Below are 19720 nucleotides of genomic sequence, written 5' to 3'. Positions count from 1 at the left end.
GCGCATCAGCAACCTGGGGCGCACGCCTCGGGCACCAGGTGACAGACGGGGGAGGAGCGACCGTTGTCGGATCGTGACAGGTTCCGCTTGGTCGGCAGGGAGACGGACTGCCACGTCATCGAGGGCGACGGCACGCGGCCCATCTCCGAGGAGAACGTCCGGGTGCTCTTCACCGACGAGCGGGTGAAGTTCCCCCCGGAGATCGGCGCCTGGCGACGCGAGATCGAGGAGGAACAGCGTCGCCGCGAGGCCGCCGGCGAGAAACACGCCTGGAACAACGAGCGGTTCGCCGTCACCGGGTTCGTGAGCACGCGGACCCACACCGACGAGGAGCCGGTCGTCACGCTGTCACTGTCCGCCGCCGACTACTACGACTTCATGGCCACCTCCCACCACCTGGACCGGGTGCGCGAGAACGGCCTGACGCTGCGGCAGGAGTTCCTGGAGCACGGCGATCCTGTCCTGGCCCCCGCCTACATGTCCTGCAGCTTCGGCGTGAACATCGCGGTGGAGACCGGCGTCGACCGGAAGATGCTCTTCTCGTTCCGCAGCGGCAACGTCGAAGGCCGCAACCGCAGGAGGTGGAACTCCTCCGCCAACGAGGGCCTCGCCCGCAAGCACGACCTGCCGGCCGACGGCACGCCGATCAGCCTGCACGCCGTCGCACGCCGGGCGCTCAAGGAGGAACTGGCGGTCCTGCCCGGCGAAGCGGAGCTGGAACTCCTCGGTTTCGGCCTGGACCTGCGAAACCACCAGTGGGCGGCCTTCTTCAGGGCGGTTCTGCCGGGTCTCGGCGAGGACGACCTGCGCGACCGGTGGAGCAAGGGCGTCGAGGACAAGTGGGAGCACGAACGGCACGCCTTCGTCCCCGGCGACGCCCGCAGCGTCCTGGAGTTCATCGCCCAGGAGCCTGCGGAGGCCTGGACGCCGTGCGCGCCGGCGCTGTTCCATCTCGCTCTGGTCCGCGCCGCGGTGCTGGCGCGGGGTGGTGATCCGGTCGGCCGGCTGGACGTCGAGGCGGCCGAACGCGCCGTGATGCGCGATCATCCGCCGCGGGACTGACCGCCTCCCGGCGCGGGACTGATCGCCTCCATGCGCGGGCGGCGTCGACAGGCGCGTGCACGCGTCCTGCCGGAGGCGGTGGCGGCTTTCGGGAACGCGGGCCGCGACGCCGGGCCGTCCCCGGACGGTGAGGATCACGGCGGTGCCCGAGGCGTGCGCGGACGAGCCGAAGGACCGCGGCCCGACCACGTGTTGAGACAGTTGTCACAGGTCAGAAGGCTGTGTCCGAACCGTTGCCGTTCCGTCGGAACTCCCCCACAGCGAACGCATAGTGTGTGGTGCCGTTCCCGGGCGTCACGAGGCCTTACGAACCCGCCCCGGAACCGGATGCGGTAGCACGACCGCAGCAGCACGTTCGTTCAGAGCAGGGGGAGTCAACACCATGCGATCCATACGGCCGTCGTTCACCACTCGCGGACACAGGAGCGGGCGGCGCAGAACCCTCCCCCTGCCGGCCGCCGTGGCGCTCGCCTCGGCGCTCGCGCTCACCGCGACCGCCTGCGAGGGCGACGCCGAGGCGGGCGGCGACGCCTCGGCCTCCGCGTCCGTCGCCGACGACAGCAACGGCAACGGCGAGATCAAGATCCCGGACCACATCAAGGACAAGCTCAAGGAACACGGGATCGACATCGACAAGTGGAAGAACGGCGCCTGGAAGAACTGGGACAAGGACGACTGGCTGCGCGAGGCGCAGGACTTCGTCAACCCGATCATCGAGGACCTGTGGGACCCGGACCGCATGCGGGACGCCCAGGAGCCGGACCAGCAGGTCGACGACAGCGACCTCTCCGGTGACCAGGGCGTCACCGATCCGGAGCCGGCGCCGGTCCAGGCGCAGGCCGTACCGCCCAAGTACCACGACAACGCCGCCACCGCCGGAAAGCTGCTCTTCGACTCCCCCGAGGGCTCGATGGTCTGCTCGGCGACGGTCGTGAAGGACCCGGCCAACCCCGGCAAGTCCAACCTGGTGTGGACGGCCGGTCACTGCGTCCACGCGGGCAAGAAGGGCGGCTGGTACCGCAACATCGCGTTCGTGCCGTCGTACAACGACTCGGGCAAGTCCACCGAGGAACTGCAGAACGCCACCAAGGAGGAGGTCGCTCCCTACGGTGTCTGGTGGGGTGACTGGGCGCAGACCTCGGACCAGTGGATCGAGCAGGGCGGTGCGACGGGCGGCGACGGCGCCTCGTACGACTTCGCCGTCATCCACGTGACGCCGGAGAAGGGCGGCACCGGCAAGTCGCTGGAGGAGACGGTCGGCGCGGCGCTGCCGGTGGACTTCGACGCCCCCGCGGTGCCGCAGTCGAAGAACCTCACGGCGATCGGCTACCCGGCCGCGCCGCCCTACGACGGTCAGAAGCTGTTCCGGTGCGAGGACAAGCCGGGACGGCTGTCGATCAGCGCGTCGGACCCGACGATGTACCGCATCGGCTGCACCATGACCGGCGGCTCGTCCGGCGGCGGCTGGGTCGGGACGGGTTCCGACGGCAAGCCGGCGCTGGTGTCCAACACCTCGATCGGCCCGGTGACGGCCGGCTGGCTGGCCGGTCCGCGGCTGGGCGAGGAGGCCAAGGGCGTGTACGACGCGGTCAGCGGCAAGTTCGCCGGCCAGTGACCGCTCGCTGAGCCCGGGCGCGGTGGGGTGTGCCGCGCGACGGACGTCGCCGGCGCCCCACCGCTCCACGGCCGGAACCGGTCAATTAATGACAAGCACATGACATTCATCGACAACAACGGGGGTCACCACACCATGCGTTCCACACCTGTGCCCGCCGCGCCACGGCGCGGGCGGCGCACCGCACTCGCCGCCGCCGGCCTGGTCGCGGCCCTGGCACTCACCGCGACCGCCTGCGGCGGCGGGGAGAAGGACGAGGCCGACGCCAGGCCCACCGGCGGCGCCTCGCGGGCCGCCGACGCCGGCAGCGCCGGCGACGGCAAGGTCGAGATCCCGGCCGACATCGCCGACCGGCTGAAGGAGCACGGCATCGACGTCGACCAGTGGAAGGACGGCGGCTGGCAGGACTGGGACAAGGACAAGTGGCTCAGTGAGGCCAAGGACTTCGTCAACCCGGTGATCGAGGGCCTGTGGAAGCCGGAGCGGATGAAGTCCGCGAAGGAGGCCGACAAGACCATCACGACGCAGGACGCCGCCGCCGACCAGGGCGTCAGCGACCCGGAGCCGGCTCCCGTCGAGGCCGAGGCGGAGAAGACGCCGTACCACGAGAACGCCGCCCCGGTCGGCAAGGTCTTCTTCGACTCCCCCGAGGGGTCGATGGTCTGCTCGGGCACGGTCGTCAAGGACGTCAACCACCCCGGCAAGTCCAACCTGGTGTGGACCGCCGGCCACTGCGTGCACGCCGGCGGCAGCGGCGGCTGGTACCGCAACATCGCGTTCGTGCCGGCGTACAACGACCTCGGCAAGTCCGAGGCGCAGCTGGCGAACGCGAGCACGACGGAGATGGCCCCGTACGGCACCTGGTGGGCCGACTGGGCGTCGACGTCCAACCAGTGGATCCAGGGCGGCTCGGAGACCGGCGGCGACGGCGCCGCCCACGACTACGCCGTGCTGCACGTGAAGCCGGAGCAGGGCGCCAAGTCCCTGGAGGAGACGGTCGGCGCCGCGCTGGACGTGGACTTCTCGGCCCCGTCCGCGACCGAGGTCTCCAGCATGGGCGCCTGGGGATATCCGGCCGCGGCGCCCTACAACGGCCTGAAGATGTTCAAGTGCGCCGACCGGCCCGGCAGGCTGTCGCTGAGCCCGTCCCTGCCGACGATGTACCGCATCGGCTGCACCATGACGGGCGGCTCCTCCGGCGGCGGCTGGTTCCGGGTGGTGGACGGGGAGACGAAGCTGGTCTCCAACACCTCGATCGGCCCGGCCGACAACACCTGGCTGGCGGGCCCGCAGCTGGGCCGGGACGCCGAGGCGATGTACGAGAACATGAGCGAGGCGTACGGCGGTCAGTGACCCGCACACGCAGAAGGCCCGCCCCCGCGTGAACGGGGGCGGGCCTTCGTACGATCGACGGCCGGGCGAGCCGAGCGACGCCGAGCGTCAGGCGAGCGACGCCGGAGCGTACGGCGTGAGCTCCGCCGCCAGCTCCTCGTGCACCCGCACCTTGAGCAGGGTGCCTTCCGCGGTGTGCTCCTCGGAGATCACCTCGCCCTCGTCATGGGCGCGCGCGACCAGCTTGCCGTGCGTGTACGGCACCAGCGCCTCGATCTCGACCGACGGTCGGGGCAGCTCGTTGTCGATCAGGCCGAGCAGCTCGTCGATGCCCCGGCCGGTGCGCGCCGAGACGGCGACGGACCGCTTCTCGATCCGCATCAGCCGCTGGAGCACCAGCGGATCGGCCAGGTCGGCCTTGTTGATCACGACGATCTCGGGTACGTCGGTGGCGCCGACGTCCCTGATCACCTCGCGCACGGCAGCCAGCTGCTCCTCCGGAGCCGGGTGCGAACCGTCCACCACGTGCAGGATCAGGTCGGACTCGCCGACCTCCTCCATCGTGGAGCGGAACGCCTCGACCAGGTGGTGCGGCAGGTGACGGACGAAGCCGACGGTGTCCGCCAGCGTGTACAGCCGTCCGCTCGGGGTCTCGGCCCGGCGCACGGTCGGGTCGAGGGTCGCGAACAGGGCGTTCTCGACGAGCACACCCGCGCCCGTGAGGCGGTTGAGCAGCGAGGACTTGCCCGCGTTGGTGTAGCCCGCGATGGCGACGGACGGCACCTTGTGGCGCTTGCGCTCCTGGCGCTTGATCTCGCGGCCGGTCTTCATCTCCGCGATCTCCCGGCGCATCTTCGCCATCTTCTCGCGGATCCGGCGCCGGTCCGTCTCGATCTTGGTCTCACCGGGACCACGGGTCGCGAGGCCGCCGCCCTTGCCGCCGCCCATCTGCCGGGACAGCGACTGACCCCAGCCCCGGAGCCTCGGCAGCATGTACTGCATCTGCGCGAGCGCGACCTGCGCCTTGCCCTCCCGGGACTTGGCGTGCTGGGCGAAGATGTCCAGGATCAGGGCCGTACGGTCGATGACCTTGACCTTGACGACGTCCTCGAGGTGGATCAGCTGGCCCGGGCTGAGCTCACCGTCGCAGATGACGGTGTCCGCGCCCGTGTCGAGGACGATGTCCCGCAGCTCCTCGGCCTTGCCGGACCCGATGTAGGTGGCGGCGTCGGGCTTGTCGCGGCGCTGGATGACACCGTCGAGCACGAGCGCACCCGCCGTCTCGGCGAGGGCGGCGAGCTCGGCGAGGGAGTTCTCGGCGTCCTGCACCGTGCCCGAGGTCCATACGCCGACGAGGACGACCCGCTCCAGACGGAGCTGGCGGTACTCGACCTCGGTGACGTCCTCGAGCTCTGTGGAGAGGCCCGCCACCCGGCGCAGAGCCGCGCGGTCGGAGCGGTCGAACTGCTCGCCGTCCCACTCCGGGTCGATCTCGTGGCTCCAGGCGACGTCCTCTTCCATCAGGGCATCGGCCCGAAGGCCCTCGGGGTAGGCGCGCGCAAGACGCTTGGTGTCCTGGGAAGGGGAAGAAGAGGAGGTCATTGGATCCTTACGTAGCTGGAAAACGAATACTGCGGCACTGAGCACAACGCACGAGCGGCCGGGGAGATTCCCGGCTCCCGTGCCGTGCCGTCCCGAGGATGGTCGCACGGAACGGCACGTCTCGGCATCGGCTTATTCGGCGCGCTGCGGCCGTTCGGCGTGCTTCCGGCGTGTTAAGCGTGCTTCCGGCCGGCTTCGGCGTGCTTCCGGTCGGCCGCGGACGGCTTCCAGTGCGGATGGCCGGGCATCGGCGGGGTCTTCTCGTCGTACAGCCAGGCGTGGAGGAAACCGTGCAGGTCGCGGCCGGAGATCTCGGAGGCGAGGCGTACGAAATCCGCCGTGGTCGCAGCGCGGTCCCGGTACCGGGTCACCCAGGCCCGTTCGAGGCGCTCGAAGGCGGGGCGGCCGATCTCCTGGCGCAGGGCGTAGAGCACGAGCGCGGCTCCGTCGTAGACGTTGGGCCGGAAGATGCCGATCTTGCTGCCGGACTCCGGGACCTTGGGGGCGGCCGGCGGTCCTCCCGTCGCACGCCACCCGTCGGAGGCCCCGTAGGCGTCCTTCATCCGCGCCTGGAGCGACTTGTCCGCCTTCTCCTGGGCGTAAAGGGCCTCGTACCAGGTGGCGTGTCCCTCGTTGAGCCACAGGTCGGACCAGCTGCGCGGACTGACGCTGTCGCCGAACCACTGGTGGGCCAGTTCGTGCACCATGATCGACTCGATGTACCACTTCGGGTGGGCGGGCTCGGTGAAGAACTCCTTCTCGAAGAGGGGAAGCGTCTGGGTCTCGAGTTCGAAGCCGGTGGTGGCGTCGGCCATGAGCAGGCCGTAGGTCTCGAAGGGGTAGCGCCCGACCTTGTCCTCCATCCAGGTGATCTGGCCCGGCGTCTTCTTCAGCCAGGGTTCGAGGGCCGCGCGGTGCTTCGTCGGCACGACGTCCCGTACGGGCAGTCGGTGCGGGCCGGTGCGGTGCAGCACCGTGGAGCGGCCGATGGACACCTGGGCCAGCTCGGTGGCCATGGGGTGTCTGGTCCGGTACGTCCAGGTGGTCGCCCCGCGGGTCCGGTCGACGCCGGCCGGCAGACCGTTCGCGACGGCGGTGTGACCGTCGGGGGCGGTGACCCGGATGGTGAAGAGCGCCTTGTCGGAGGGGTGGTCGTTGCAGGGGAAGACCAGGTGGGCTGCGTCGGCCTGGTTGGCCATCACGAGGCCGTCGGCGGTGCGCACCCAGCCGCCCTCGCGCCCCTTCGGCGCCACGGGGTCGCTGCTGTGCCGCACGGTGACGCGCATCCGCTCCCCTGCCTCCAGCGCGTCCCCGGGTGTGACCACGAGGTCCTCGCCGGCCGGCATGAAGGAGGCGGGCTCGCCGTCGACCTCGACGGAGTCGACCTTGCCGTGGGTGAAGTCGAGGTTGAAGCGGTCGAGTGCGGCGGTCGTCCGGGCGTCGATGGTGGTGACGGCCTTCAGCGGCTCGCTGTTCCTGCCGGAGTAGGTGAAGGAGAGGTCGTACGCCGCCACGTCGTACCCGGGGTTCCCCAGGTACGGGAAGAGGCGGTCGCCGATGCCCAGCGGGGCCGGCGGGGTGCTCGCGGCGACCAGGGAGGCGGAGACGGCCGAGGCGAGCAGTGCCGCCGTCCTGAGCCGACGGCGGCTCCCGGCACGCGGGCGGGATGTCGGGGTGTGGGGGGTGTGCAGCATGCCCCACGGCTATCAGCGCGCGCGTGCGCCGCGGCGGCGACGCGCGCCCCGCGCACCGGCGGGTACGTCGATTGGCCTGCGGCCGGTCCGGGGTCAGGCGCTGGACGCCCGCGACTGGGCCCGGTTCACGTCGTACACGCCGGCGACGTTGCGCATGGCGCGCATGAGGGCGGGCAGGTGGGCCGCGTCCGGGAGCTGGACGGTGTAGGTGTGGCGTACGCGCTGCCGGTCCGGGGGTTCGACGGTGGCGGAGACGATCTCGGCGCCTTCGAGGGCCATGGCCTCGGTGAGGTCGGCCAGGAGATGCGGGCGGACGAACGATTCGGCGAGCAGCGTGACCCGGCACTCGGTGGTGTCGCCCCAGCGCACGCCGATCTCCGTACGCCCTCCGCTCTTCATGCGCGCGACCACGGCGCACTCCGCGCGGTGGACGGTGACCACTCCCCCGCGCACGGCGAAGCCGGTGACCTCGTCGGGGGGTACGGGGGTGCAGCAGCGGGCCAGCCGCGCGGTGGCGCCGGGCAGGTCGACGAGGACGTCGGGCGTGGCCGGGCGGTTGGCCTGCGGCTCGGCGGTACGACGTACGAGGGGACCTCCGTCGGCGGGCCGGCCGGTCCCCGTGCGCTCCGCGTCCTCCGTGGGGTCCTCGTGCTCCGGGTGGGCGGCGAGCCAGCGCTGGATGGCGATCCGGGCGGCGGGAGTGTGCGCGTGCTCCAGCCACTCCCGTGACGGCTCGGAGGCGGGGTCCTGCCCCATCAGGAGCTGCACGCTGTCGCCGTCCCGCAGCACCGTGCTCAGCGTCGCCAGGCGACCGTTGACGCGGGCGCCGATGCACGCGTGCGCGTCCTCGCCGTACTGCGCGTACGCGGCGTCCACGCAGGTGGCGCCCTCGGGCAGGCCCAGGGTGCCGCCGTCGGGCCGGAAGACGGTGATCTCGCGGTCCTGGGCGAGGTCCTCGCGGAGGGTGGACCAGAAGGTGTCGGGGTCGGGCGCGCCCCGCTGCCAGTCGAGGAGGCGGGAGAGCCAGCCGGGCCGGGTCGGGTCGGCGCGCTCGCCGTCGCTCGCGGTCTGTTCCTCCGCGGGAGGCGCGTAGGGGTTGCCGAGCGCGACGACCCCGGCCTCGGCGACCTTGTGCATCCGGTGGGTGCGGATGAGGACCTCGACGACCTGTCCGTCGGCGCGGGCGACGGCCGTGTGCAGCGACTGGTACAGGTTGAACTTGGGGACGGCGATGAAGTCCTTGAACTCCGAGACCACCGGCGTCATGCAGGTGTGCAGTTCGCCCAGTACGGCGTAGCAGTCGGCGTCCTCCTGCACGAGCACCAGGAGTCGGCCGAAGTCGGCGCCGCCGAGCCGGCCGCGTTTGCGGGAGACGCGGTGCACGGACACGAAGTGGCGGGGCCGGGTGAGGACTTCGGCCGGGATGCCGGCCTCGCGCAGCACCTTGCGCATCTCGTCCGCAGCCCCGGCGAGCGGGTCGTCCGCGCGGGAGGCGTTCTCGGCGATCAGTTCCCGTGTGCGCTCGTACTCCTCGGGGTGCAGGACCGCGAAGACCAGGTCCTCCAGTTCGGTCTTGAGCGCCTGGACGCCGAGCCGTTCGGCGAGGGGGATGAGGACGTCCCTGGTGACCTTGGCGATGCGCTCCTGTTTCTCCCGGCGCATGACGCCGAGGGTGCGCATGTTGTGCAGCCGGTCGGCGAGTTTGATCGACATCACGCGGACGTCGTTGCCGGTGGCGACGAGCATCTTGCGGAAGGTCTCGGGCTCGGCGGCGGCGCCGTAGTCGACCTTCTCCAGTTTGGTGACGCCGTCGACGAGGTAGCGGACCTCGGCGCCGAACTGCTCGCCGACCTGATCCAGCGTCACGTCGGTGTCCTCGACGGTGTCGTGGAGGAGAGAGGCGGTCAGGGTCGTGGTCTCGGCGCCGAGTTCGGCGAGGATCAGGGTGACGGCGAGCGGGTGGGTGATGTACGGCTCGCCGCTCTTGCGCATCTGGCCGCGGTGCGAGGACTCGGCCAGCAGATAGGCGCGGCGCAGCGGTTCGAGGTCGGCGTCGGGATGGTGGGCGCGGTGGGCCTCGACGACGTGGCCGATGGCGTCGGGGAGCCGGTCGCGGGCGGCGGGGCCGAGCAGCGCCGCCCGGCCCAGGCGGCGCAGGTCGATGCGGGGCCGGGCCTTCCTGCGGGACGCCGTCGGGGCGACGGCTCCGACCGCGGGCGCGACCGGGCCGGGGCTCGCAGGGTTCGTGGCCTCCGCGTTCATGGGCACCTCCGGCTGCTGGACCGGCGGACGGGGCTCCCAGGGCGGACACGGCTCAGGGGATGCGTCGGTCCCCCGTCCGGGCCGGTGCTTGATGCTATCGAGCCCAGCACGTGCATCCGACCGCCTCTCGCCGGGCGTGAAACGGATCACCCATTCGAGCGAAGGTCCGAGGGTTTGTGTTTTCGCACGCAGTGTCCCGGACCGGGCTGTGGTTCAGGCCACGGTCCCGGCCAGCCACTCCGCGTCGAGCTCGCCCTCCGCGACGATGACCGCGGGGCCCGTCATCTCGATCTCGCCGTCGGGACGCTCGGTGATCACAAGGGTGCCGCCCGGCACGTCGACGGTGTACGTCGCCGGGGTTCCGGTGACGGCCGGGTCGGCGCCGTCCCGGCGGGCGGTGGCGACGGCGACGGCGCACGCGCCCGTGCCGCACGAACGGGTCTCCCCCGAGCCGCGTTCGTGGACCCGCATCGCGACGTGCCGGGGGCCGCGGTCGACCACGAACTCGACGTTCACCCCGTCCGGGTACGCGGCGGCCGGCTGGTACGGCGGCGGGGAGAGCAGGTCGCCGGCGTGGTCGAGGTCGGCCACGAAGGCCACGGCGTGCGGGTTGCCCATGTTCACGTTCCGCGCGGGCCAGCTGCGCTCGCCGACGCTCACCGTGACGTCCGTCTCGGGGAGCAGCGCCCGGCCCATGCCGACCGTGATGGCCCCGTCCTTGGCGATGTGCACGCTCTTCACGCCCCCGCGCGTGGCCACGGCGAGGTCGCCCTCGTCGGCGAATCCGGCGCGCTGGAGGTAGCGAGCGAAGACCCGCACGCCGTTGCCGCACATCTCCGCGACCGAGCCGTCGGCATTGCGGTAGTCCATGAACCACTCCGCCTCGGCCGCCATGTCCTTGGCCTCGGGGTGCGCCGCGGACCGCACCACGTGCAGCAGTCCGTCACCGCCGATGCCCGCCCGGCGGTCGCACAGGGCGGCGACGGCGGCCGGGGGCAGGTCGATGGCGTTCTCGGGGTCCGGGACGATCACGAAGTCGTTCTCGGTTCCGTGACCCTTGAGGAAGGCGATCCGCGTGCTCATTCCTCGATCGTACGGGGTGGCTACGACAGGACGGCGCGGTCTCCCGTCCCGGGTGCGCGGGCTCACCTCACCGGGGGGCGGGACGGCGGGCGTCAGCCCCGCAGGCGGGCCACGCGCCACACGGCCAGGACGACGATGCAGGCGACCGCCAGGGCGTAGGCGAGGATGACCCGCCAGTCGGCGCGCCGGCCGGAGCCGCGCTGCGGCAGGCCCGGCCAGGTGTAGCCGACGCGGCGGGCGGCCATCATGCCCCAGCCGGCCGCGCAGGAGCTGATCAGCAGGCCCAGCATCGCGATCACGGCGCCGCTGTCGCCGAAGTCGAAGGCGAGCGGGAAGGCGAACATCAGGGAGCCGACCGAGGCCAGGCACACGATGGGGGCGAGCTGCCAGATCCGCAGCCGGCGCTGCGGGCGGAGCTCGACCTCGACCTCGTCCCCGCCCGCGTACATCTCCTCGGGTTCGGGGCCGTCGGCGGCCACACCGTCCGGTGTCCCGTCCCGGCCGTCGGCTCCGTGGGGGCCGTCGGGGCTCAGACGGGCCCGGCCCGGCTCCGTGCCGCCGTGGTCGGCGGCGGCGTGCTCGGTGCTTGGTGCGGTGTCGCGAGGGCCGGCCTCCATCGCCACGCGCCCTCCCAACTAGGACTCACTCGGTCGATCGAAGCTCGATGATGGCACGGCGCCGATGGCCGGGATGACGGTCGGGGTGTCCCGATGCCATCACGTGATCAGGCTGTAACCGGTCGTTCGACCAACGACAGGGCCAGCCGCGGAAGTTCCCCGCGGTCCGCCGCGGCCCCACTCAACCAGTGCACCCGGGGATCGCGCCTGAACCATGAATCCTGGCGGCGCGCGAAGCGTTTGGTGGCACGGACGGTCTCGGCCCGCGCCTCGTCCAGCGTGCACTCGCCGGCGAAGGCCGCGAGCACCTGCTGGTAGCCCAGCGCTCGCGACGCCGTACGCCCCTCGCGCAACCCCTGCGCCTCCAGTGCGCGCACCTCCTCCACGAGGCCCTCCTCCCACATCCGGTCGACCCGGCGGGCGATGCGCTCGTCCAGTTCGGGGCGGGCCACGTCCACGCCGATCTGCACGGTGTCGTAGACGGAGTCGTGGCCGGGCAGGTTGGCGGTGAAGGGCTTGCCGGTGATCTCGATCACCTCCAGGGCCCGGACGATCCTGCGGCCGTTGCTGGGCAGGATCGCCCGCGCGGCCTCCGGGTCGGCGGCGGCCAGCCGGGCGTGCAGCGCGCCGGAGCCGCGCAGTGCGAGCTCCGCCTCCAGCCGGGCCCTGACCTCGGGGTCGGTGCCGGGGAACTCCAGGTTGTCCACGGCCCCACGGACGTAGAGCCCGGAGCCGCCGACCAGGATGGGCCACCGGCCGTCGGCGAGCAGGGCGTCGATCCGCTCCCGGGCCAGCCGCTGGTACTCGGCGACGGAGGCGGTGACGGTCACGTCCCAGATGTCGAGCAGGTGGTGCGGGACGCCGCCGCGCTCCTCGGGCGTCAGCTTGGCGGTCCCGATGTCCATCCCACGGTAGAGCTGCATGGAATCGGCGTTGACGACCTCACCGCCCAGCCGCTGGGCCAGGAATACGCCCAGATCGGACTTTCCGGCCGCAGTCGGTCCGACGACGGCGATGACGCGAGGGATGGGGGGTGCGCTGCTCACCGCACCAGTTTCGCAAACCTCTCGCCGTGCCCCCGAACGAGTTACGTGACGGTGCGGAGCCGGGGTCGTTGCCCGTTGCGAGGTTCCCGCCCCTGGATCACCGGCGCGCCGCTCCCGGGCCACGCAAACGGACGCACAGGATGCCGCGGGATTTCGCCCGCACGAGTAACGTATGGAGTTGATATGGGCGTTTTTGCACGGTTTCTTCGGAGGTCGAGGACCACGGAGGAGGCGTCGGCCACGCAGACGCGAGCCGACGCGGCGGCCACGGCAGGCACGGCGGAGGAGAAGGCGGAAGCAGCCGGGGAACCGGCCGGCAGCTCAGCCGAGGAGACGGCGGAGGCGGAGACGGCCGAGCCCGCCGGCTCCGGGAGCGCCGGCTCGGAGAGTGTCGAGATCCCCAAGCAGCAGTCCGCCGAGGAGGCCGTCGACAACGAGACCGACAAGGGCGCCCGCACGTAACTGCCCCGCGAGGGAAGGTGAACCATGGGTCTCATGGACAACTTGAAGGCCAAGCTGGGACCGGCGAAGGGCAAGGTCTCGGACCTCGCGCAGCAGCACGGGGACAAGGTCCAGCACGGCCTCGACAGGGTGGCGAAGACGGTCGACGAGAAGACCAAGGGAAAGTACAGCGACCGGATCCAGGCGGGCACGGGAAAGGCGAAGGGCGCCGTGGACCGTCTCGCGCACAAGGACACCCGCGGGACGGAGGGCGGCGGGGGCACGCCGGGCGCCACGCCTCCCGGCACCACCCCTCCGGACACCACGCCGCCGGCCGGCCCGCCGCCGACGTCCTGACCGGCGGCCCGCCGCCGGCGTCCCGGCACCGCTCGCGGGCGCGCCCGCGAGCCCGCGCGTCCGCGGTCCGCACCTGATGCGCCGTCGGAGCGGCGGACGGCCCCGGAGCACATCCGCCTCGGGGCCGTCCGCCGCTCCGACGTCTGCCGTCGCCCGCTCGCCGTGACCGCGGAGCGCCCGGTTCCCTACGACCAGGCGGCGACGACGTAACCCACTCCGTACGGCGCGTCCTCGTACAGCACCGCGCCGCCGAGGGCCGTGCCCTCGGCCGCTCCCGCGAGAACCTGCCAGGGCGCCCGGCCGGACACCTTCAGTTCGCGGGCCAGGCCGGTGTCCAGTGCCGCGAGGGCGGCCGTGTCCGCCGTGCCGAGCGCCCGCCCGACCTGCCTGTCGAAGGGTTCGGCCCGCTCGTCGAGGTAGCCGGGGGCCTTGAGCGTGCGGCATGCGCTGGCGTCGCCCAGGACCAGCATCGCCACCCGCCCGGCCCGCGCGGCGACGTCCCGTCCGATGCCGAGGCACCGCCCGGCCGTGAGGGAGTCCCCCACACCGAGTCCCTCGACCGGGGCGTCGGACCAACCGGTCCGTCGCAGCAGCCAGGCACCCACGGCCAGCCCGTACGGAAGCTCCCGGCCCGCTCCCGTCCCGTCGTCCGGGCCCAGGGACACGTCGAGGTCCACGCCGAAGCCGCGGAACGAGCCCCGCGTGCCCTGCGGGTAGCTCTCGGGCCCCGCACCACGGGCGGGTCCCACGGCCACGAGCAGATCGGGCCGGGCGGCGGCGAGCACGCCCAGCGCGTCCGTGCACGCGGCACGCGCGGCGTCCAGTTCGGGAGCGGCACCCGCGGCGACCTCCGGCACGAGGAGCGGCGGGCAGGGACAGACTGCGGCGGCGACAAGCATGATCGGCAGGGTAACCCCGGACGACCGGTGGGGCGGTCACCGGGCGCCGAACCGGCCGTCACCGCACCGGTCGTCACCGCACCGGGGCGTCCCTCCCGTCAGTCGCAGCCGCAGCCGCTCGCCGCGACCGGCAGCGGCTCGGGGACGCCGATCTTCGGCAGGCCCAGCATGACGCCGGCGGGCTTCGCCTGCTCGGCCGCGTTGCGCTTCTCCCAGGCGTCGCCCGCGCGCGTGCGGCGCACGTCGAGCACCGGGCCCTCGGCGAGGAGGTGGTGCGGGGCGGCGTAGGTGACCTCGACCGTCACCACGTCGCCGGGGCGGACCTCCTGCTCGGGCTTGGTGAAGTGCACCAGACGGTTGTCGGGGGCACGGCCGGACAGGCGGTGGGTGGTGCCGTCCTTGCGGCCCTCGCCCTCGGCGACCATCAGCTCCAGGGTGCGGCCGATCTGCTTCTTGTTCTCCTCCCAGGAGATCTCCTCCTGGAGGGCGACCAGACGCTCGTAGCGCTCCTGGACGACCTGCTTGGGGATCTGGTTGTCCATCTCGGCGGCCGGGGTGCCGGGCCGCTTCGAGTACTGGAAGGTGAACGCCTGGGCGAAGCGGGCCTCGCGGACCACGTGCAGGGTCTGCTCGAAGTCCTCCTCGGTCTCGCCGGGGAAGCCCACGATGATGTCGGTGGTGATCGCCGCATGCGGGATGGCGGCCCGCACCTTCTCGATGATCCCGAGGTAGCGCTCCTGCCGGTAGGAGCGGCGCATCGCCTTCAGGACCGGGTCCGAGCCGGACTGGAGCGGCATGTGCAGCTGCGGCATCACGTTCGGCGTCTCGGCCATGGCCGCGATGACGTCGTCGGTGAAGTCCCGCGGATGCGGGGAGGTGAAGCGGACGCGCTCCAGGCCGTCGATCCTGCCGCAGGCGCGCAGCAGCTTGCTGAAGGCCTCGCGGTCACCGATGTCGGAGCCGTACGCGTTCACGTTCTGCCCGAGCAGGGTGATCTCGGAGACGCCCTCGGCGACGAGGGCCTCGACCTCGGCGAGGATGTCGCCGGGACGGCGGTCCTTCTCCTTGCCGCGCAGCGCCGGGACGATGCAGAAGGTGCAGGTGTTGTTGCAGCCGACGGAGATGGAGACCCAGGCCGCGTACGCGCTCTCGCGGCGGGTCGGCAGCGTGGACGGGAACGCCTCCAGGGACTCGGCGATCTCGACCTGCGCTTCCTCCTGCACGCGGGCGCGCTCCAGGAGCACCGGGAGCTTGCCGATGTTGTGCGTGCCGAAGACGACGTCCACCCAGGGCGCCCGCTTCACGATGGTGTCGCGGTCCTTCTGCGCCAGGCAGCCGCCGACCGCGATCTGCATGCCGGGCCGGCGCGCCTTCTTCGGGGCGAGGTGGCCGAGGTTGCCGTAGAGCTTGTTGTCGGCGTTCTCCCGCACGGCGCAGGTGTTGAAGACGACGACGTCCGCCTCGCCGTCGGAGCCCTCCGGGGCGCGGACGTAGCCCGCGTCCTCCAGCAGACCGGACAATCGCTCGGAGTCGTGGACGTTCATCTGGCACCCGTAGGTGCGTACCTCGTACGTGCGCGTGCCGCCCACTGACTGGCTCCGGTCGATGCTGCTCATGGCAATAAGGGTAGGCGGTCGGCGGCAGTGGCCCGGGCCGCCTGTGGACAACCGGCGTCCTGGCAGGTCAGGGCTCGATGAGGCCCGCGCGGATCGCGTACCGGGTCAGTTCCAGACGGTCGCGGACGCCGAGTTTCTGCAGGAGGTTGGCACGGTGGCGCTCCACCGTCTTGGCGCTGATGAACAGCAGCTCGCCGATCTCCTTGGAGGTGTGGCCCTCGGCGACGAGCTTGAGGATCTCCTCCTCGCGCTCGGTGATGGGCCGCTCGGGCAGGCCGCCGCCGCTGTGCAGCCGGTCCAGGTAGGAGCGGACGAGGGCGCGTTCGGCGCCCGGATAGATGAACGTCTCGTCGCGCATGGCCGCCCGGCACGCCTCGACCAGGTCCCGGTCGGCGACGGACTTCAGGACGTATCCGCAGGCACCGGCCTTCAGTGCCTCGAAGAAGTACTGCTCGTTGTCGTACATCGTCAGGATGAGGATGCGCAGGCCGGGCAGCCGGCGGGAGAGTTCGCGGGCCGCCTGGAGTCCGGTCATGCGGGGCATCGCGATGTCCAGGACGGCCAGGTCGGCCTCGGTGGCCCGGGCGGCGGCGACCGCCTCGGCGCCGTCCCCCGCCTCGGCGACGACCGTGAGGTCGGGTTCGCCGTCGAGTATCAGGCGCACTCCCCGGCGTACGAGGGTGTGGTCGTCGGCGAGCAGGACGCGGATGGGGGGCCGTGCGGACATCAGGTGGCTCCGGTCGGGACGGGGACACGCAGACGTATGCCGGTGCCCCGTCCGGGGGCGGGTTCGATGTGGATCTCGGCACCGATCAGCAGGGCGCGTTCGCGCATGCCGCGGATACCGGCGCCCTCCGGTGCCCCGCCCAGGCCGGTGCCGTTGTCGCGGACGAGGAGTTCGACGCCGCCGGGCGCGGGGCGGAGGCTGAGGTCGGCGCGGTCGGCGGCGGCGTGGCGGGCGGTGTTGGTCAGGCCCTCCTGGGCGACCCGGTAGATCACGAGTTCCGCCTCCGGGCTGAGCGGGGGCAGGTCGCCGGAGACCTGGTGGCGGACGGTCAGTCCGTGGTGGGTGTACTCGGCGGCCAGTGCGCGCAGGGCGCTGGCGAGGCCCAGTTCCTCCAGGACGCCGGGGCGCAGGCGGCGGGCGATGCGGCGGATCTCGTCGAGTCCGGCCCGGGTGGCCTCCTGCGCCAGGGCGACGTCCTCGCGCAGTTCTCCGGGCACGCGGTCGGCCACGCGCTTGAGCTGGAGGAGGACGGCGGTGAGGGTCTGGCCGACCTCGTCGTGCAGTTCCCGGGCGATGCGGTGGCGTTCGCGCTCCTGGGCGTGCAGGGCGCGGCCCGCGCCGGCGGTGCGCTCGGCCTGGAGCCGGTCGAGCATCGTGTTGTACGTCGCGATCAGCTCGGCGGCCTCCGCCGGTCCGGAGACCGCCGGGCGGGCGCCGGGCCGCAGCAGGTCGGCGGTGGCCATGGCCCGGCCCAGCCGGTGCAGCGGGGTGAGCCCGATGCGCAGGACGAGCGCGTTGCCGGCCAGCAGTGCCGCGAGACCCCCGAGCAGGACCAGCGCCTCGCCCGGCAGGACGGGGGTGGAGACGGTGACCGGTCCCAGCAGCAGCGCGGTGGCCGCGACGAGGCCCGCGGCGTTGAGCGAGAAGATCCGCCAGAACAGCGACACGGTCCTCTTTCCGCTCCTCCCCGCCCTCCCGGCCCTCGTCCACGACACCGCGGCCGTCAGTCTCCCCGCCCCGGCCCGGCTGCGTATATCCGTCACGACACCCATATCGCCACGGTACGTGCGGATGACAGCATGGCGGCGCCGTGCGCGCGTCACGCACGTGCAGCAAGTCATGCAAGACGAACGAGGGGAAGACACGTGTCCGCTCCACGCCTGAGGGCGACGCCGCTGCCGGGTATCGGGGTGCAGTACGACCTGGTGACCCGGGAGCACCGGCACCTGTCGGTGGTGGCCCACCGTGACGGCGCCCGCACGGTGAACGTGTACCGGGCCGACGACCCCGACTCCTGCGCCCACTCCCTGAAGCTGACCGGCCCGGAGGCGGGCGCGCTGATCGACGCGCTGAAGCCCTCCCACCACAGCGCCAACCTGCTCTACACCACCGACCTGGGTCTGGTCGCCGAACGGATCGAGGTCTCCGCCACCTCCCGCTGGAACGGGCGGGTGCTGGGCGACACCAGGATGCGGACCGACACGGGCGCCTCCGTCGTGGCGGTGCTGCGCCGGGCGGAGGCGATCCCCTCGCCCGCCCCGGACTTCCGCCTCGCGGGTGGCGACACCCTGATCGTCATCGGCACCCGTGAGGGCGTGGACGCGGCCGCGGCGATACTCGGGCGGGAGTGAGCCGGTGCACTCCGCGGTCCTGCTGATCGAGTTCGGTTCCATCATCCTCGGCCTCGGCCTGCTCGGCCGGTTCGCCGGCCGCTTCCGGATCTCCCCGATCCCGCTGTACCTCCTGGCCGGGCTGGCGTTCGGCGAGGGCGGTCTGCTGCCGCTCGGGGCGAGCGAGGAGTTCGTCGCGACCGGCGCCGAGATAGGCGTCATCCTGCTGCTGCTGATGCTGGGCCTGGAGTACACGGCCGGCGATCTGGTGACGAACCTGAAGGCCCACTATCCGGCCGGCCTGGTCGACTGCGCGCTCAACGCCCTGCCGGGCGCGATCGCGGCGCTCCTGCTGGGCTGGGGCCCGGTGGCCGCCGTCGTGCTGGCCGGCGTGACGTGGATCTCGTCGTCCGGCGTCATCGCCAAGGTCCTCGGCGACCTCGGCCGGGTCGGCAACCGGGAGACGCCGGTCATCCTGAGCGTCCTGGTGCTGGAGGACCTGGCGATGGCGGTGTACCTGCCCATCGTCACGGCCCTGGTGGCCGGCGCCGGCCTGATGACCGGGAGCATCACGCTGGCGATCGCGCTGGCGGCGGCGGGACTGGTGCTGTTCGTGGCGGTGCGCTACGGCCGGCTCATCTCGCGCTTCGTCTCCAGTGACGACCCGGAGAAGCTGCTGCTGGTGGTGCTCGGCCTGACGATCCTGGTGGCCGGTGTGGCGCAGCAGCTGCAGGTCTCGGCCGCGGTGGGGGCGTTCCTGGTGGGCATCGCCCTGTCCGGGGAGGTCGCCGAGGGCGCTCACACGCTGCTGAGCCCGCTGCGCGACCTGTTCGCCGCCGTCTTCTTCGTCTTCTTCGGTCTGCACACCGACCCGGCGAGCATCCCGCCGGTGCTGCTGCCCGCGCTCGCGCTGGCGCTGCTCACCGCCGTGACGAAGATCGTCACCGGTTACTGGGCGGCCCGGCGCGCGGGGATCTCCGTCAAGGGCCGCTGGCGCGCGGGCGGTGCGCTGGTGGCGCGCGGCGAGTTCTCGATCGTGATCGCGGGGCTCGCGGTCTCGGCCGGTATCGAGCCGTCGCTGGGCCCGCTGGCCACGGCGTACGTCCTCATCCTGGTGATTCTCGGCCCCCTCACCGCCCGCTTCACCGAACCGCTGGCGATGCGTCTGTTCCGCCGGCCCGGCGACCCCGACCGGCCCGGCGGCACTCCCGAGGGCGCGCCGCGGGCGGCGGAGGCGTCGGTCGGCGACTGAGGCCGGCCGGACGAGCCGGACGGCGGCGCCGGGCGCTCGGGGCTCAGGCGGCGGCGTCCGGCCTCCAGCCCTGCCGGCGCAGTACGCCCGTCACGTCCGGCGCCTGGTAGTGCTCGCCCTTGAGGACCTTGCCGTCGGCTCTGCGGGCGACCGTGCCGTCGGGGCCCAGCTTGGTCATGTTGGAGCGGTGGACCTCGGCGATCACCGCGTCGAGGTCGATGCCGTGGACGAGAGCGGTGCCGTACGCGACGTAGACCACGTCGGCCAGTTCGTGCGCGAGCCGGTCGAGGGGGCCCGTCACCGACACCTCGGCGACCTCCGCGGCCTCCTCGGCGAGCAGCCTGCCTCTCTGGGCCGCGAGCTCCGGCGGGACCTCGGTCGGGGTGGTGCGGGCGTCCAGCCCGAAGGCGAGGTGGAAGGCGCGGACGAGGTCGGCGGGCGAAGTGCTCATGCCGACGACTGTAACGAGAGCGTCTGACAACCGGCCCTGCGGTGAGCCCTCCGA

The 19720-nt window shown here is 72.3% G+C and carries 18 protein-coding genes; 7 read left to right on the top strand and 11 right to left on the bottom strand.

Going from position 1 to position 19720, the window contains the following annotated elements; all coding sequences use genetic code 11:
* Positions 1 to 63 precede the first annotated feature (63 nt).
* The 3 genes from H0H10_RS05355 (at position 64) to H0H10_RS05345 (ending at position 4030) form a co-directional block, all read left to right on the top strand.
* Positions 64 to 1062, top strand: a complete 999-nt coding sequence (locus tag H0H10_RS05355) for a translation initiation factor 2 (protein WP_188179654.1) — start codon at positions 64 to 66, stop codon at positions 1060 to 1062.
* A 382-nt stretch (positions 1063 to 1444) separates the two neighbouring features.
* Positions 1445 to 2677, top strand: coding sequence for a trypsin-like serine peptidase (locus tag H0H10_RS05350; protein WP_188179653.1), 1233 nt, complete (start codon positions 1445 to 1447; stop codon positions 2675 to 2677).
* Positions 2678 to 2812: 135 nt separating this feature from the next.
* Positions 2813 to 4030, top strand: coding sequence for a trypsin-like serine peptidase (locus H0H10_RS05345; RefSeq protein ID WP_188179688.1), 1218 nt, complete (start codon positions 2813 to 2815; stop codon positions 4028 to 4030).
* A gap of 87 nt (positions 4031 to 4117) precedes the next feature.
* Here the strand turns inward: H0H10_RS05345 and hflX are convergent, their stop codons facing one another.
* The 6 genes from hflX to miaA all read right to left on the bottom strand — a co-directional run bounded on the left by hflX (position 4118) and on the right by miaA (position 12313).
* On the bottom strand, positions 4118 to 5611 hold the full coding sequence (gene hflX, locus H0H10_RS05340) for a GTPase HflX (protein WP_188179652.1): 1494 nt from the start codon (positions 5609 to 5611) through the stop codon (positions 4118 to 4120).
* A 173-nt stretch (positions 5612 to 5784) separates the two neighbouring features.
* The gene (locus tag H0H10_RS05335; protein ID WP_188179651.1) at positions 5785 to 7305 is read right to left on the bottom strand and encodes a M1 family metallopeptidase; all 1521 of its coding nucleotides are present in this window, start codon (positions 7303 to 7305) and stop codon (positions 5785 to 5787) included.
* Between the two features lie 93 nt (positions 7306 to 7398).
* Positions 7399 to 9567, bottom strand: coding sequence for a RelA/SpoT family protein (locus H0H10_RS05330; RefSeq protein ID WP_188179650.1), 2169 nt, complete (start codon positions 9565 to 9567; stop codon positions 7399 to 7401).
* Positions 9568 to 9780: 213 nt separating this feature from the next.
* On the bottom strand, positions 9781 to 10650 hold the full coding sequence (dapF, locus tag H0H10_RS05325) for a diaminopimelate epimerase (protein WP_188179649.1): 870 nt from the start codon (positions 10648 to 10650) through the stop codon (positions 9781 to 9783).
* 92 nt (positions 10651 to 10742) lie between these two features.
* Positions 10743 to 11267 carry a hypothetical protein gene (locus H0H10_RS05320; RefSeq protein WP_188179687.1) on the bottom strand — a complete coding sequence of 175 codons (525 nt, stop codon included), beginning with the start codon at positions 11265 to 11267 and terminating at the stop codon, positions 10743 to 10745.
* A gap of 107 nt (positions 11268 to 11374) precedes the next feature.
* A complete protein-coding gene (gene miaA / locus H0H10_RS05315) occupies positions 11375 to 12313 on the bottom strand; it encodes a tRNA (adenosine(37)-N6)-dimethylallyltransferase MiaA (RefSeq protein WP_188179648.1) in 939 nt (312 codons plus the stop codon).
* Between the two features lie 183 nt (positions 12314 to 12496).
* Here miaA and H0H10_RS05310 point away from each other — a divergent pair, with 183 nt between their 5' ends.
* Together H0H10_RS05310 and H0H10_RS05305 are read left to right on the top strand one after the other, a co-directional pair.
* Positions 12497 to 12775 carry a hypothetical protein gene (locus tag H0H10_RS05310; protein ID WP_188179647.1) on the top strand — a complete coding sequence of 93 codons (279 nt, stop codon included), beginning with the start codon at positions 12497 to 12499 and terminating at the stop codon, positions 12773 to 12775.
* A 24-nt stretch (positions 12776 to 12799) separates the two neighbouring features.
* Positions 12800 to 13111, top strand: a complete 312-nt coding sequence (locus H0H10_RS05305; RefSeq protein ID WP_188179646.1) for an antitoxin — start codon at positions 12800 to 12802, stop codon at positions 13109 to 13111.
* A 185-nt stretch (positions 13112 to 13296) separates the two neighbouring features.
* On the opposite strand, the gene H0H10_RS05300 is transcribed toward H0H10_RS05305, so the two are convergent.
* From H0H10_RS05300 to H0H10_RS05285, 4 genes are all read right to left on the bottom strand, one after another.
* Positions 13297 to 14010: a class III extradiol dioxygenase subunit B-like domain-containing protein gene (locus H0H10_RS05300; RefSeq protein WP_188179645.1), complete on the bottom strand. Its 714-nt coding sequence runs from the start codon at positions 14008 to 14010 to the stop codon at positions 13297 to 13299.
* Positions 14011 to 14108: 98 nt separating this feature from the next.
* Positions 14109 to 15626 (bottom strand): tRNA (N6-isopentenyl adenosine(37)-C2)-methylthiotransferase MiaB, encoded by a 1518-nt coding sequence (miaB, locus tag H0H10_RS05295; RefSeq protein ID WP_188179644.1) that lies wholly within the window; start codon positions 15624 to 15626, stop codon positions 14109 to 14111.
* Positions 15627 to 15693: 67 nt separating this feature from the next.
* Positions 15694 to 16353 (bottom strand): response regulator, encoded by a 660-nt coding sequence (locus H0H10_RS05290; protein WP_188179643.1) that lies wholly within the window; start codon positions 16351 to 16353, stop codon positions 15694 to 15696.
* Positions 16353 to 17405: a sensor histidine kinase gene (locus H0H10_RS05285; RefSeq protein ID WP_188179642.1), complete on the bottom strand. Its 1053-nt coding sequence runs from the start codon at positions 17403 to 17405 to the stop codon at positions 16353 to 16355. Before H0H10_RS05285 ends, H0H10_RS05290 begins: the two co-directional genes overlap by 1 nt.
* A gap of 93 nt (positions 17406 to 17498) precedes the next feature.
* On the opposite strand from H0H10_RS05285, the gene H0H10_RS05280 reads away from it, so the two are divergent.
* Positions 17499 to 17984 (top strand): cation:proton antiporter regulatory subunit, encoded by a 486-nt coding sequence (locus H0H10_RS05280; RefSeq protein ID WP_188179641.1) that lies wholly within the window; start codon positions 17499 to 17501, stop codon positions 17982 to 17984.
* A gap of 4 nt (positions 17985 to 17988) precedes the next feature.
* On the top strand, positions 17989 to 19215 hold the full coding sequence (locus tag H0H10_RS05275; RefSeq protein WP_188179640.1) for a cation:proton antiporter: 1227 nt from the start codon (positions 17989 to 17991) through the stop codon (positions 19213 to 19215).
* 43 nt (positions 19216 to 19258) lie between these two features.
* Here H0H10_RS05275 and H0H10_RS05270 read toward each other — a convergent pair whose 3' ends face one another.
* On the bottom strand, positions 19259 to 19666 hold the full coding sequence (locus H0H10_RS05270; RefSeq protein WP_188179639.1) for a pyrophosphohydrolase domain-containing protein: 408 nt from the start codon (positions 19664 to 19666) through the stop codon (positions 19259 to 19261).
* Positions 19667 to 19720: the final 54 nt, after the last annotated feature.

It is taken from the genome of Streptomyces griseicoloratus, assembly GCF_014534645.1.
Classification (GTDB): domain Bacteria; phylum Actinomycetota; class Actinomycetes; order Streptomycetales; family Streptomycetaceae; genus Streptomyces; species Streptomyces griseicoloratus.
This window is presented reverse-complemented; position numbering and strand designations above follow the sequence as displayed.